Annotated in this window: 13 protein-coding genes; 7 read left to right on the top strand and 6 right to left on the bottom strand. The window is 69.5% G+C overall.

The window, feature by feature from the left end; genetic code table 11:
- Positions 1–116: 116 nt before the first annotated feature.
- The 4 genes from FDP22_RS16390 to FDP22_RS16405 all read right to left on the bottom strand — a co-directional run bounded on the left by FDP22_RS16390 (position 117) and on the right by FDP22_RS16405 (position 4,203).
- Positions 117–977 (bottom strand): SDR family oxidoreductase, encoded by an 861-nt coding sequence (locus FDP22_RS16390; protein ID WP_138575330.1) that lies wholly within the window; start codon positions 975–977, stop codon positions 117–119.
- Positions 978–1,914: 937 nt separating this feature from the next.
- Complete coding sequence (locus FDP22_RS16395) at positions 1,915–2,724, bottom strand: NAD-dependent epimerase/dehydratase family protein (RefSeq protein ID WP_138575332.1); 810 nt, start codon at positions 2,722–2,724, stop codon at positions 1,915–1,917.
- A gap of 4 nt (positions 2,725–2,728) precedes the next feature.
- Positions 2,729–3,202 (bottom strand): MarR family winged helix-turn-helix transcriptional regulator, encoded by a 474-nt coding sequence (locus tag FDP22_RS16400; protein WP_205910804.1) that lies wholly within the window; start codon positions 3,200–3,202, stop codon positions 2,729–2,731.
- A gap of 101 nt (positions 3,203–3,303) precedes the next feature.
- Positions 3,304–4,203: a LysR family transcriptional regulator gene (locus FDP22_RS16405; protein ID WP_138575334.1), complete on the bottom strand. Its 900-nt coding sequence runs from the start codon at positions 4,201–4,203 to the stop codon at positions 3,304–3,306.
- A gap of 100 nt (positions 4,204–4,303) precedes the next feature.
- On the opposite strand from FDP22_RS16405, the gene FDP22_RS16410 reads away from it, so the two are divergent.
- From FDP22_RS16410 to FDP22_RS16420, 3 genes are all read left to right on the top strand, one after another.
- Positions 4,304–5,137, top strand: coding sequence for an SDR family oxidoreductase (locus tag FDP22_RS16410; RefSeq protein ID WP_138575336.1), 834 nt, complete (start codon positions 4,304–4,306; stop codon positions 5,135–5,137).
- Positions 5,138–5,198: 61 nt separating this feature from the next.
- On the top strand, positions 5,199–5,696 hold the full coding sequence (locus FDP22_RS16415; protein WP_138575338.1) for a lipocalin-like domain-containing protein: 498 nt from the start codon (positions 5,199–5,201) through the stop codon (positions 5,694–5,696).
- A gap of 146 nt (positions 5,697–5,842) precedes the next feature.
- The gene (locus FDP22_RS16420; RefSeq protein WP_170317735.1) at positions 5,843–6,244 is read left to right on the top strand and encodes an MBL fold metallo-hydrolase; all 402 of its coding nucleotides are present in this window, start codon (positions 5,843–5,845) and stop codon (positions 6,242–6,244) included.
- A 114-nt stretch (positions 6,245–6,358) separates the two neighbouring features.
- Here the strand turns inward: FDP22_RS16420 and FDP22_RS16425 are convergent, their stop codons facing one another.
- Positions 6,359–7,105: a class I SAM-dependent methyltransferase gene (locus FDP22_RS16425; protein WP_138575342.1), complete on the bottom strand. Its 747-nt coding sequence runs from the start codon at positions 7,103–7,105 to the stop codon at positions 6,359–6,361.
- A gap of 237 nt (positions 7,106–7,342) precedes the next feature.
- On the opposite strand from FDP22_RS16425, the gene FDP22_RS16430 reads away from it, so the two are divergent.
- Positions 7,343–8,245, top strand: a complete 903-nt coding sequence (locus FDP22_RS16430; protein ID WP_138575344.1) for an AraC family transcriptional regulator — start codon at positions 7,343–7,345, stop codon at positions 8,243–8,245.
- A 66-nt stretch (positions 8,246–8,311) separates the two neighbouring features.
- Here the strand turns inward: FDP22_RS16430 and FDP22_RS16435 are convergent, their stop codons facing one another.
- Positions 8,312–9,196: a LysR family transcriptional regulator gene (locus FDP22_RS16435; protein WP_138575346.1), complete on the bottom strand. Its 885-nt coding sequence runs from the start codon at positions 9,194–9,196 to the stop codon at positions 8,312–8,314.
- A 480-nt stretch (positions 9,197–9,676) separates the two neighbouring features.
- Here FDP22_RS16435 and FDP22_RS16440 point away from each other — a divergent pair, with 480 nt between their 5' ends.
- From FDP22_RS16440 to FDP22_RS16450, 3 genes are read left to right on the top strand one after another with little or no spacing between them, the layout of a single operon-like run.
- Positions 9,677–10,087, top strand: a complete 411-nt coding sequence (locus FDP22_RS16440; RefSeq protein WP_138575348.1) for a c-type cytochrome — start codon at positions 9,677–9,679, stop codon at positions 10,085–10,087.
- A 43-nt stretch (positions 10,088–10,130) separates the two neighbouring features.
- Entirely contained in the window at positions 10,131–10,583 is a 453-nt protein-coding gene (locus FDP22_RS16445; protein ID WP_138575350.1) for a (2Fe-2S)-binding protein, read from the top strand.
- A 3-nt stretch (positions 10,584–10,586) separates the two neighbouring features.
- The gene (locus FDP22_RS16450; protein ID WP_138575352.1) at positions 10,587–12,767 is read left to right on the top strand and encodes a xanthine dehydrogenase family protein molybdopterin-binding subunit; all 2,181 of its coding nucleotides are present in this window, start codon (positions 10,587–10,589) and stop codon (positions 12,765–12,767) included.
- Positions 12,768–12,901 lie beyond the last annotated feature (134 nt).

The raw sequence follows: 12,901 nt of genomic DNA on the forward strand, positions 1-12,901 counted from the left end.
AGATGTTCCGGACGGTCCTTTCGGACCTGGTGTTCGGGAGGGGCCTTGCGTGACCGGACGCACACCGTGGTGCCTGAGCGTCCAGCCCTGCCTCGGGGCCCCCGGCCCGCTGCGCTTCAGTTCAGACCGCCGTTCGCGTAGACGGTCTCTCCGTTTACCCAGCCGCCGCCCTCGGAACAGAGCATGGCGATCACGTCGGCAATGTCCTCCGGGCGCCCGAGCCGGCCCAGCGGCGTTGCCTCGGGGATGCCTGCCAGGGCCTCTTCCCCGTGCTGGCGCAGCAACCGGGTGTCGACAGCGCCCGGGGCGACCGCGTTGACCGTGATGTTTCTTCCGGCAAGTTCCTTGGCCAGACCGCGTGCATAGATCTGCAGCTCCGCCTTCGTGCCGGCATAGGCGGCGGCGGCCGGGGGCGTTTGCCGAACGATCCCCGAGGACAGGGTGATGATGCGGCCACCGTCCCGCACATGGCGCGCCGCCTCGCGCAGCGTGTTGAAGCCACCCTTCACATTGGTGGCGATCATGCGATCGAACGCGGCGTCGGTCATATCCGCGAAGGGGCCGACATTCATGATGCCCGCGTTGCCGACAACCACATCGACACCGCCGAACGCCTCCTCGTTGGCCGCGAACAGGGCGCGCACCGCATCCGGATCGGCCACGTCCGCCTGCAGCCAGATCGCCCGCCCGCCTTCGGCTTCGATCCCGGCCACCACCTGCGCGGCCAGATCGGTACTGGAGAGACAGTTGACGGTGACGGCATAGCCGTCCCGGGCCAGCCGTCTGGCGGTGGCCGCCCCGATGCCGCGGGACGATCCGGTCACGATGGCGGCGCGGCCGCGCCCGGGCAGGGCGGCCTCCTCCGCGGCCGTCTGCGCAGAGGCCGCGCCGCCGAAGGCGAGGGCTGCCGGGCCGGCCGCAGTGAGCGTCAGAAAGCTGCGGCGGGAGCTGTCGGGGGTGTCGTTCGGTTCGGTCATGCTACAGGCTTCTTCGCGTTGAGCCCGCGAGGGTTCGGGCCGCGACGCCGGGTCCGGTCATGCGGGTGCATGAGCCAGTTCGCGACGCGGGCATCCTCCCGGGACGGTTCACAGGCAAGGCGAAGCAGGGGCCGGCACCCGATCCGAAGGAACGTCCTCGGGACGCCGTGGTCCGGTCCGGCGCATGGCCCGCGCTTCGAGCCTCAACCTAGTCGGAGCCGCCATCGACCAGAATGCTCAAAGCTCGATAAAACCTGCCTGTTCCTGCAATCGGGAGCGTTCCGGCCCGGCGCGGCACGCGATCATCGCGCCCCACCCGCTCAAGGCCAGCGCGGCTCTGCCTTCCGGTTCCGATCTCTCCGCCCGTCACCCGCGCGCATGGCCATGCCGCTCTGCAGCGTGTGGACGCGGCGTGCGAGCCGGGTCACATCCGGAGCCGCACGCAGTCCCCGTCCTGCGCGGCCCGGGCAAGCCGAAGGCGGATCACCCTGGCGCCGTCGGCGCGCCGTTGCCGGGTGAGGTCAACGAGTGCGGCTTGGCCGTCCCTGCCCCCCGCTGGCGCGGGTGAGCCTCCGGCCGCGCGGCCTGTCGCCGCGACAGCCGGTCCTCGCGGACGCCGAGCCGTGCAGGCGCGCGGCGACTGCCTCCCGCGCCGTGGGGGCACAGCCGAACCGTTCCGGCGTGCGGTGCCGGCAGAGGCTGCGCTGCTTGCCGAAGGCCTTTGCACAGGGACCGTCTTTCGACCCGAGGGCCGCAGGGCGGCTGGTTGTCCCCGGTCCCGGAGCCTCGGGCGGGTCGGCATTGGAGGTGGCCTCGCCCCCCTCCGCCCGGACGAATCGCGTCGCCTTGGCCGGGGCGTCCTCCCGGTCGAAGGACCGGGGTCTGCCGCGCCGGGGCGGCGCGGGAAGGGCCGGGCGCATCCGTTCCCGGGAGGCCGCTACAGCAGGCCCTCCTGCCGGGCCTGATGGACGGTCCGTACCGTGGGTGTGAAGCTGAGGCTGCGGGCCAGGGAGCCGTCGACATGAAGATACCACGGATTGGCCAGCGGCCCGGCCTTCGGCTCCATCGTCGCGCCGGAAAGGCTGACAAGCTCGAAGACCGACAGCGGCGCCTCGTCGGTGATGTTCACCACGCGGCCGTCGAACCTGCCCTCCAGCGCGAGCGAGACCGCCGTGGCGATGTCGCGGTGGTGGACCGTGCTCATGCGCTGCGCCGGGTGCCAGTCTCCGACATGCCCGGGCAGGGTTTCCAGATGCCCGTCCCCATCGCCGTAGACGAAGGGGAAGCGCAGGATCGACCAGGTGAGGCCGCTCTCGCGCAGCGCGGTCTCCGCCGCCACCTTGCTTGCGGGATAGGCGTGCTTCGGCTCGACCGGGTCGCTCTCCCGCCCGGGGTGCGGAGTGTCCGCGGCGTAGACGTGGCTGGTGCTCGACAGGATGAACCGCGCGTGCGGAGCATGGGCCTGCACCGCCGCGATCAGGTTGCGGGTGCCCTCGAGATTGCTTTTCCAGATCAGGTCGGTGTCGCGGGTGCGGAACACCGCGGCCAGGTGAACCACGGCGGAGACGCCGCGCACCGCCTGCGCCAGGGTCGCGGGGGCGAGGATGTCGCCCCGCGCCGCCTCGAAACCCTCCGGGCAGGGCTTGCCGGGGCGCAGGAGCAGTCGGCAGTCGTGTCCCGCGGCGCGCAGTCGGGGGGTCAGGCGCTGGCCCACGAGGCCGGTGGCGCCAGTGATCAGGATCGTCATCGGATCAGTCCTTTTTCAGAAGGGTCTGCAGGTTCCCGGTCGCCCTGCGCAGAACCCGGACGGTGGTCGCAAGCCCGGCGGGGTCGACGCCACCGAAGGCGGCGTCATGGATGAAGGACAGGTCCGGAAGCCTGCGCCAGAGCGCCTCCCCCGCCCCGGTCAGGGAGAGCAGGCGCTGGCGCTGATCGGCCCCATCGGCCGATTGCGCGACCAGCCCCTTGCGCACCAGCGTCGCGACGACACCGCTCAGCGTCGCGCGCTCAAGCTCCAGCATCCGCCCGAGGTCGCGCTGCACGGTCGGGCCGGACGTCGCCAGATGCCACAGAACGTACCACTGCGTGGAGCCCAGATCGTAGGGCCGCAACGTGGCGTCCATCACCGCGCGTCCGGCCATGTAGCAGCGCTTGGCCCAGGCGCCGACAGAGAGATCCTGTTCCGCCTCGGTCTCGGTTTCGGTTTCGGTTTCGGTCCCGGTCATGGGCGTTGTCCCTCTATCGTTAGCTACCGAACCATATTTGCAAGGTAGCTGACGATGTCAAGGGGCGGGAGGCCGGAGGCGCGGGGGGGAGCGACGGTTCGCTATGCTCCGGGGGCCACCGCCCTCAGCGTGTCGATGAAGGCCCGCAGCGACGAGGGCATGTGCCGATTGCGGGGGTAATAGAGCGCGAGCCCGTCGATGGCCGGGCACCAGTCCTCCAGGATCGTGCACAGCTGTCCGCTGTCGAGGAAGGGCCGCGCGAAATGCTCCGGCACATAGGCAATGCCGTGACCCGCCGCTGCGGCCTCGGCGAGCAGATCGTTGTCGTCCAGGGTCAGCGCGCCGGGGACATCCAGGGCAACCTCGGTGCCGCGCCGCGCGAACTCCCACCGATAGCGCTTGCCGCTGGGCAGGCGCTGGCGGATGCAGACATGCGCCTGCAGATCCTGCGGTGTGCGCGGCCTGCCGTTTTCGCGCAGGTAACCCGGCGCGGCCACGGCAATGAAGCGCGCCTCGCCGCCGAACCGCACGGCGACCATGTCCTGTGGAATGGCTTCGAGAAGCCGCACGCCCGCATCGAAGCCCTGCTTCACGATGTCGACGAGCTGGCCCTCCGAGACCAGGTCCAGTTCGACATCGGGACAGTTCGCCAAAAAGCGCGGCACGACCTCGCGCAGCAGAATCCGGGCACCGCTCTTGTTCGCATTGATCCGCAATATCCCGCTCGGGCGGCCACGCACCTCCGACAGCGAGTCGAGCGCGTCGTCGAGATCCCGCAGAACCGGGTCGAGCCTTTCGAGCAGGTCGGCGCCCGCCTGCGTCGGCGAAACGCTTCGGGTCGTGCGGTTGAGCAGGCGGACACCCAGCCGCGCTTCCAGCCCGATGATGGCGTGGCTGAGAGAGGAGCGCGAGACGCCCAGCGCATCCGACGCCTTGCGGAAGCTGGAGTGTCGCGCGACGGCCGAAAAGGCGGCGAGATCGTTCAGGCTGGGTCGCGTCATTCGTGAAAATCCTTCACCAGGCAATCCGTCATTGGCGCTCTTATAGCATCGGGCAACAGGGGCCAGATCCGCAAGGACCACAAACCCGAAGGAAACTCACATGACCAGAACATGGTTCATCACCGGCGCCTCCTCCGGCCTCGGCAAGGAAATGGCGATCCGGTTGCTCGCACGGGGCGACCGGGTGATCGGCACCTCCCGCAGCGCGGACGCGCTGAAGGCCCTCTCGGAGCGTTACCCGGACCGGTTCGATGCCGTCCCGCTCGACCTCACCGCGCCGGAGGACCTCCGGCGGGCCGTCGACCTCGCCTTCGACAGGCACGGTCGGATCGACGTCATCGTCAGCAATGCGGGTTATGGCCTCTTCGGCGCGGCAGAGGAACTGGAGCCGGCAGAGATCGACCGGCAGATCGCGACCAACCTGACCGGGTCGATCCACCTCATCCGCGCCGCCCTGCCCCACCTGCGCCGCCAGGGCGGCGGACGCATCGTTCAGGTCTCGTCCGAGGGCGGACAGATCGCCTACCCCAGCTTCAGCCTCTACCACGCCACCAAATGGGGCATCGAGGGCTTCATGGAAGCCCTCGCGCAGGAGGTGGCGCCCTTCGGGATCTCCTGCATCATCGCGCAACCCGGCCCCACGGGAACGAACTTCGGCGCAAACCTCGTGGTGGCCGAGGCGACCCGGGCCTATGCTGATACACCCGCCGGCGCCGTGCGCCGCGCGATCGGCGACGGCAGCTTCGTCGTGAGGGGAGACGCGGCCCGGACCGCCGCGGCGATGATCGACGCCGCTGACAGCGAAACGCCGCCCCTGCGCCTCACCTTGGGCAGCACGGCCTACGAGTCGATCTCCGCAGCCCTCAGGGCCCGCCTCGCCGCGCTCGAAGCCCAGCGCGACGTGGCCTTCGCCGCGGATCGAACGGACCTCTGAGCGCAGAAGTCCCGCCATCTCCGCCTTCCCGACAGACAGACAGACCAAGATCGGACATCACATGAACATCAGAAAGCTGGCCATTGCTCTCGCCCTGACCCTCGCCCCCCTGCCGGCCCTGGCGCAAGACGCGCGCCCGAACGAGGTCGTCGGTACCTGGCGCATGGTGCAAGCCACGCTCGACCCGGGCGGCGAGGCCATCCTCCCCTACGGCCCCAACCCGAACAGCATGCTGGTTTTCACCCCGGACATGCATTTCGTGGAAGTGCTCACGAACGGCGACATGCCGCGCTTTGCCTCCGATGCGCGGGGCGACGGCACCGACGCGGAAAACCGCGCCGCGATGGCGCAGAGCATCGGCTTCTTCGGCACCTATACGGTCGACGAAAACGGGGTGTTCAGCGGCAACCGGGTCGAAGGGGCCACCTTTCCGAACTGGGTGGGCAGCACGCGGACGACCGATGAGCTGATCCTGACGGTCCGCGGCGACCGGATGTTCGAGACCTTCACCCGGCCCGAGGGCACGCGCATCGAGATCGAATGGGAACGCGTGAACTGACCGGCCCGCGCCGCACGGCCCGATATCGGGTTCCGCCCGTCACCGCGCCGTGCCACGACGGAGGAGCAGCCCATGCCCATTGACCGCCGTACCGAATCCGGATCGGGGCGCTTGCGGGCACCACTACGCGTGCGGCGCCCTCCTTGATGTTCCGCCCCGCGCACACCGGGGCTACAGATCGGCCGGATGTGGCCACCCCGGGAGGTCACCGCTTCCTGCCCGGGAGCTTCGGGATCACGGTTCTTCGCGACGGAATGCTCCCGCCTCCCGGCCTGCACCCGATCTTCGGTGCGGACCGGGAGGCGGGCGAAGTCGCCGCGCGGATGGAGGAGAACTGCCTGCCGACCGGGCGCCTGGTGGGCCGGTTCGATCCGGTTCCGGTCAACACCGGTGCCGAGCGTATTCTCTTCCATGCCGGGAATGCGCCCGAGGGGCGGGATCATGGCACCGGACGGATGCTCCCGCACATCATGGCCGCGCGCCACACGCCGTTGCGGACGCGCAGATTACGTTTGCGCCGCGTCTCGGGCGTCTGCCGGCCGGGATGACCCGCGTCCGCAAGGGCCTGTGCGGTCCCGTGGCCCGTTCCGCCTGCCCCCGTCACGATCCTGGTGCGGCCCGCCACGTCGGGGCCGTTCTGCGTCGTCCATCCGGTCATCCGTTCAGCGCCCGTGTTCCGGCAGGAGATGCTGCGGTGCCGCAGAGACCCGGCTGATCCGGTACACGGAGGCAGGAGGCAGGTTCCGGAACGTTCCCCCGATGCGCTTTGCGTCCAGGCCCAGACGGTCGAGCATCGGCCGGGGCACCGGGCAGCGCGGCCCGTAGGTGAACTGGTACAGCGCGGCTCCGGGGCGCAGGTGACGGAAGGTTCCGGTCAGGATGGCCATCACCGTGCGCGGCGGCATCGACAGCAAACCGAGGCCGCTGACGGCGGCGCCTGCCTTGCGGCCACCGAAGAGCTGCTGCACCCGCAGGCGCTCCGCACTCATCTCCAGAACCTGCACCTGTGGAAACCGCGCCCTGAGCAATGATGCGAACCCGGCATCCAGTTCGATCAGGGTGAGTGCCTCCGGATCGAGGCCCCGCGCGATCAGCGCCTTGGTGAACACCCCGGTTCCCGGCCCGAGTTCGAGCACGGGGGCATGGTGCATCCCGATCTCCGAGGTGATGAGAGCGGCCAGCGCCCCACCGGACGGGGCGATTGCGGCCACCCGCAGCGGCGCCGCCCTCCAGGAGCGCAGAAAGCGGAGCGTGTCGGAGGTCTCGGCGCATGTGTCGACGGCTTGCCCGCGCGGGCGCGCACGACAGCCGGACGCGCGCGCGCCGTGGCCTTCGGCAGTCGCCCCCGTCAGCTCCGGGTCGCCTTGCGCATCCGCCGCCCTGGTCCGACTTGTCCTGGGGTCAACCATGTCGGCTCTCCCCGGTCTGAAAGGGCGCACTCTTGTGCTGGCACGATGTCGGGGAGAGAGGGGGCACTGCAGTCATGGATGTTTCCCTGGGGTTGCTCGGATCGCCGAAAGATGGGGCCGGACAATCCGCATCCCTTGCCCGATCCGGGCGAAAACCTGCCTGAAACTCCGGGCGTCTGGTCAGCGCCGGTGGGACCGCCCATATTCGGTTCAGGGAAACTGACCGGGAGCGCGACCGTGACATCCGACCTTGCAAAAGCCTTCTCCAGCTACGTCGCGGCGCATGGCGGGCCCGATGCGCTTTCGGTAACTCCTGTCGAAAACCTCTTCTTGATGTGCAGCACGAAGACGCGGCTGCCGTTTCGGAAGATGTACAGGCCCTCGCTCTGCATCGTGGCGCAAGGGGCCAAGAGGATCGAGGTGGCCGAAACGGTGCTGGACTATCCCGCGGGCACCGCTCTCGCGATCAGCGTCGAGCTGCCGGGCTACGGGGGCGTGACGCAGGCCAGTTCCGAGGCGCCTTTCCTCGGCATGACGATCGAGTTCGACATGAACATGATCCGCGCCGTTCTGGACAAGCTGCCGGCGCCGCCGCCCGCCACCCCGGACGGCTCGGGGCTTTTCGTCGAACGGCTCAGCGACGCCCAGCAGGATTGCATTGCCCGGCTGGTCCGGCTGCTCGGGATGCCGGAGGCGGTGCCGGTGCTCTACCCCGCCATCATGCAGGAACTCTACTATTGGCTGCTCGTCGGACCGAACGGCGGAGAGATCGCCAAGATGGTCCGGTCAGAGAGCCATACGCAGCGCATCGCCGACGCGATCTTTCACCTGCGCCGGGTTTTCCGGAGGTCGGTCAGGATCGAGGAACTGGCCGACGTCGCCTGCATGAGCCCCTCGTCCTTCCATCAGCACTTCAAGACGCTGACGTCGATGACGCCGCTCCAGTATCAGAAGCAGCTCCGCCTGATCGAGGCCCGGCGCCTGATGGTGATGGAGGCGGCGAACGTCACCAGAGCCGCCTTCGAGGTGGGATACGAAAGCCCGTCGCAGTTCAGCCGCGAGTATTCGCGCCTGTTCGGCAGCCCTCCGAAGCAGGATGCCATGACACTGCGCCCGCATCGCACCCAACTGGGGCTCTGACAGCCGCAAGCGGGCGGTGCCGCGACGATCCGTGCATGCCTGCCCCGGGCCAGGCTCCGCCCGGGCCTATCGGGCTGCCTTCGCGAAGAAATCGACGAAGGCGCGCAGCGCCGGTGGCATGTGCCGGCGGCTCGGATAGTAGAGATGCCAGGCCGGAAGCCGGGGCGTGAACCTGTCCAGAACTCTCACCAGACGCCCCTCTCCAAGGGCGTTCTGCGCGTAGGGAAGCGCCACGCGGGCCAGGCCGGTTCCCCCCACGGCCGCCTCCACCGCGTGCCGGGCAGTGCTGACGGTCAGCCGGCCCCGTGGCACGATTGCGATGTCCTCGTCGCCTGCCCGGAACCGCCAGGGGAAGATCCTGCCGCTCGGGAAGCGGTGCCGGATGCACTCGAAATGCGTCAGGTCCTGTGGTGTGTCGGGCCGTCCCTCGCGCTCGAGATATGCCGGCGATCCGACAACGGCGTAGTCCTGCTCCGGCCCCAGCGGCAGCGCGATCATGTCTTGCGCCATCTCCAGCCCGAGCCGGATGCCGACATCGTAGCCCTCGGCGACGATATCGACATTGCTCGCATCCTCGAAGATCTCCACGGCGATGTCCGGATAGCTGTGCAGGAACGCCGGCAGGTGCGGCACGATCAGCCAGTCGAGCGCAGGCGCGGGCGCGTTCACCCGCACCCGGCCCGAGGGGCGCCCGCCGAGCGAGCGGACTTCGTCGAGCGAGGCCCGGATGTCGGCCAGTGCCGGCATCAGACGACGCGCCAGCAGATCGCCGGCCTCCGTCGGGACCACGCTCCGCGTGGTCCGGTTGAAGAGCCGGACCTGAAGGTCTTCCTCCAGTGCGCGAATGGTCTGGCTGAGCGCGGAGCCGGTCAGCCCCCGTTCCCGCGCGGCAGCAACGAAGCTGCCGTGACGCACGACGGCGAGGAAGGATTCGAGATCGGTCTGGCGCATGGCGACATTTAATTAGGGCTGCTTCACAGTCATCGTAGCAGAAGCCGTCTAATCTTTCCAATGGCCTGATCCCATTCTTGTCCGAGACCGGCAGAGACCCGGACACCGGCAGGAATGGAGAGACCATCGAAATGCTGCAGCATCGCACCGTCAGACGGACCTGGCCGCATGCCCCCGGGCCGGCACGGGCCGGCGAGCGGACCGCACCCGGTCACGCGACCGGCATGTGCCCGACCGGGGCCCGCCCTGGCGGACCCACGGAGGCGCGCGTGTCGATATCGCGGCTTTGGGCAGGTTTTTTGAAGCTTCAGGCATGTGCGTCCCCCCTGTCGCGCTCACACTATCGGAACGGCAGCCCGGTCGGGGCCGGGCCGATGCCCACCCCGCCGGAGCGCGCCGTGCCACGGATCCGCCTGCTCCCCCCCCGGCGTGCCTCGGCACGGAGGATTTCCGCCCCCCGCTTCCGGAAAGGACAGCCCAATGATCCGATCGCCGCTTCGCCCGCCCGGCTGCCGTCACCCCCTCTGGTTCGGGGCCGCAACTGCCCTGCTCACAGCCCTTTCCTGCGCCCCGGCCGGCGCGCAGGGCGCGGAGGGCGAGCGCCTGTTCCGCCAGCGCTGCGCGGCCTGCCACAGCGTTGAGACCGGCGGGCGCGGCAGCGGCCCCTCCCTCGCCGGCGTTCTCGGGCGACGGGCCGGAACGCTCGGCGGGGCGCGCTACTCGCAGGCGATGCAGGGCGCCGGTCTGGTCTGGGATGCGGAGACGCTGGACGCCTTTCTGCAAAACCCCCGCGACACCGTCCCCGGCACGAGGATGGCGGTGCGCATTCCCGACCCGGAACAGCGCGCGGCGATCATCTCCTTCCTTCGGGACGCCGGCGCCGGCGGCTGATTTTCGCAAGTCACGACAGCAACATGCACGACAAGGAGCCACCATGGTCACTCTCAACCTGAACGGCCGGGCGATCGACCTGAAAGCCGACCCCGACACGCCGCTGCTCTGGGCGCTGCGGGACGAGCTGAAACTGAAGGGCACGCGCTACGGCTGCGGTGCCGGGATGTGCGGCGCCTGCACCATCCATGTCGACGGGCAGGCGACCTTCGCCTGCCAGATGACCATCGGCGACGCCGAGGGCAGCGAGATCACCACCATCGAGGGCCTCTCGGAGACGGGCGATCACGCCGTGCAACAGGCCTGGATCGCCGAACAGGTGCCCCAGTGCGGATATTGCCAGTCAGGCCAGATCATGCGGGCCGCCGCCCTGCTTGCGCGCAATCCCCGGCCCAGCCGACAGGAGATCATCGACGAGATGTCGGCCAACCTGTGCCGCTGCGGCACCTATCCCCGCATCATCCGCGCCATCGAGCGCGCCGCCCGGGAGAGCTGATCGATGATCCCTCACACCACGCATCCCACACGCCGCGGCTTCCTGAAGGGCTCCGGCGCCCTGTCCTTCGCCCTGCTGGCCACCGGCGGCGCCGCCGTGCTTCCCTCGGAAACCGAGGCACGGCACCTGCCCGATGGCCGGGTCACCGCATGGGTGACGATCACGGCCGACAACCGCATGACGATCCTGTTCGGCTCGGCCGAGATGGGTCAGGGGGTGAGCACCTCGCTGCCCATGATCGTCGCGGAGGAGCTGGATGCTGACTGGTCGACGGTCGCCTCGGAGCAGGTCAGCACGGATCCCGAGCGGGTCTACGGCAATCCCATGATGGGCGGCGTCCTCTTTGCGGCGGGAAGTTCGTCGGTCGAGGGCTACTTCACCCATCTGCGGCAGGCCGGGGCACAGGCCCGCCAGATCCTGATCCGGATCGCCGCCGCACACTGGGATGTCCCCGCCGAGGAGATCACCACCCGGCAGAGCACGGTCGCACATGGCCCGAGCGGCGCGTCGATGACCTACGGCGAGGTCGCGGCCCTCCCGGACCCGGCCTGGCCCACCGGCGAGATGCCGGAGCCCGAGCTGAAGGCGCGCGCCGACTGGACCATCATGGGCACCGATGTCGCGCGGCTCGACAGTCCCGGCAAGACGACCGGGGCGCCGGTCTATTCGATCGACGTGGATCTGCCCGGCATGCTCCACGCGGCACTGCTGCTGGCACCGGTCGAGGGCGAGACGCCGACCCTGAACTCCGACACCGCCACGCGTGCGGTCGAGGGCGTGGTGGATGTCATCGTGATGGACCATGCCGTGGCGGTGCTGGCGCAGCATTTCCCGGCAGCCCTTGCGGGGCGCGATGCACTGGACGTCCGCTGGACCGAGACCTCGCCCTTCCGCAAGGCCAACAGCGCCGACGAGCTGGTCGCCCTGGCCCGGTCCGCCGACGACATGTCCGCCGACGCCGTGGTCTGGGAAAGCCGCGGCGACGGTCCGGCGGATTTCACCTCCGCCGAGGCGGTGACCGGCACCTACACGACGGAACATGTCTACCACGCGCAGATGGAACCGCTGAACGCCGTCGCCTCGGTCGATGCCGACGGAATGGGGGCGGAGATCTGGCTCGGCACGCAAAGCCAGACCGTCTCGATCATGGTCGCGGCCGCCGTTCTGGGCACCACGCCGGAGCGCATCCGCTTCCACGCGATGCAGATGGGCGGCGCCTTCGGACGACGCACGGTGTTCGCCCGCGAGCAGATGCGCGACGCACTGCTGCTGTCGAAGGCGACGGGACACCCGGTAAAGGTGATCTGGACGCGCGAGGATGATGTCAGGAACGGATGGCTCCGCCCGGCGACGGTGCAGCGTCTCGACGCGGTGCTCGATGCCGGGGGCTACCCCACCGCCCTGCGCCACCGGGTTGCCTCGCCCTCGATCTTCCAGTTCGCCATGCCCGACCGCTGGAACCCGGAGACCCGCCGCGACCTCCTCGTGATGGAAGGCGCCGAGAGCAGCGACTACGACTTCGGCACCTTCCAGGCCGAACATGTGCTGGTGCCGCGGCAATCGCGCCTCTCCGCCTGGCGCGGCATCGGCTGGGCGCCCAACTGCTTCGCCCGCGAGTGCTTTCTGGACGAACTGGCCGAACGCGCCGGTGTCGATCCCGTCAGCTACCGGCGCAGGCTGCTCGCCGGGTCGCCAAGGGCGCTGGCCGTTCTCGATGCGGCGGTGGAGATGTCGGGCTTCGGCAACGCCCCCGAGGGGCGGGCCCACGGGCTGGCCTTCGCGGGCTACAAGAAAACCCTGGCGGCAGGCGTGGCGGAAGTGTCCCACGAGGGCGAGAGGCTGCGCGTTCACCGCTTCTGGGCTGCGATAGACCCCGGCATTGTCATCCATCCGCAGGCATATCGCGCCCAGGTCGAGGGCGGCATCATGTTCGGCCTCTCGAGCGTGCTGCGGGAACGTTCGACCTTCACCAACGGGCAGATCGACCAGAGCAACTTCTATGACTACGAGCCGATCCGGATTTCGGACATCCCGGACATCGAGGTGCGGTTTGTCGAGTCAGGCGAGCCGCCGAGCGGAGGCGGCGAAATCGGCGTGCCGATGACGGCACCCGCCATCTCGAACGCCTTCCGCAGGCTGACGGGAGAGGCCCGCAGGCGCCTGCCCTTCGTCACGGGAGCCTAGGCGAACCGGCCTGCAGGCGGCCCCGGTGCTGGTCCCCCTACCCGGACCAGCACCGCCACCGGAGGCAGGCCTGCTGCTCCGCGCCCAGGGCCGGACCGCGGACTCCCGGCCTTGGGACGGATCGCTGCCACGGG

The sequence above is a fragment of the Paroceanicella profunda genome, assembly GCF_005887635.2.
Classification (GTDB): domain Bacteria; phylum Pseudomonadota; class Alphaproteobacteria; order Rhodobacterales; family Rhodobacteraceae; genus Paroceanicella; species Paroceanicella profunda.

What these genes read in the sequence shown, in the direction of transcription:
- FDP22_RS16390 (WP_138575330.1), bottom strand. Translation starts at nt 977, where the DNA reads ATGACCGAACCGAACGACACCCCCGACAGCTCCCGCCGCAGCTTTCTG.
- FDP22_RS16395 (WP_138575332.1), bottom strand. Translation starts at nt 2,724, where the DNA reads ATGACGATCCTGATCACTGGCGCCACCGGCCTCGTGGGCCAGCGCCTG.
- FDP22_RS16400 (WP_205910804.1), bottom strand. Translation starts at nt 3,202, where the DNA reads ATGACCGGGACCGAAACCGAAACCGAAACCGAGACCGAGGCGGAACAG.
- FDP22_RS16405 (WP_138575334.1), bottom strand. Translation starts at nt 4,203, where the DNA reads ATGACGCGACCCAGCCTGAACGATCTCGCCGCCTTTTCGGCCGTCGCG.
- FDP22_RS16410 (WP_138575336.1), top strand. Translation starts at nt 4,304, where the DNA reads ATGACCAGAACATGGTTCATCACCGGCGCCTCCTCCGGCCTCGGCAAG.
- FDP22_RS16415 (WP_138575338.1), top strand. Translation starts at nt 5,199, where the DNA reads ATGAACATCAGAAAGCTGGCCATTGCTCTCGCCCTGACCCTCGCCCCC.
- FDP22_RS16420 (WP_170317735.1), top strand. Translation starts at nt 5,843, where the DNA reads ATGTTCCGCCCCGCGCACACCGGGGCTACAGATCGGCCGGATGTGGCC.
- FDP22_RS16425 (WP_138575342.1), bottom strand. Translation starts at nt 7,105, where the DNA reads ATGGTTGACCCCAGGACAAGTCGGACCAGGGCGGCGGATGCGCAAGGC.
- FDP22_RS16435 (WP_138575346.1), bottom strand. Translation starts at nt 9,196, where the DNA reads ATGCGCCAGACCGATCTCGAATCCTTCCTCGCCGTCGTGCGTCACGGC.
- FDP22_RS16440 (WP_138575348.1), top strand. Translation starts at nt 9,677, where the DNA reads ATGATCCGATCGCCGCTTCGCCCGCCCGGCTGCCGTCACCCCCTCTGG.
- FDP22_RS16445 (WP_138575350.1), top strand. Translation starts at nt 10,131, where the DNA reads ATGGTCACTCTCAACCTGAACGGCCGGGCGATCGACCTGAAAGCCGAC.
- FDP22_RS16450 (WP_138575352.1), top strand. Translation starts at nt 10,587, where the DNA reads ATGATCCCTCACACCACGCATCCCACACGCCGCGGCTTCCTGAAGGGC.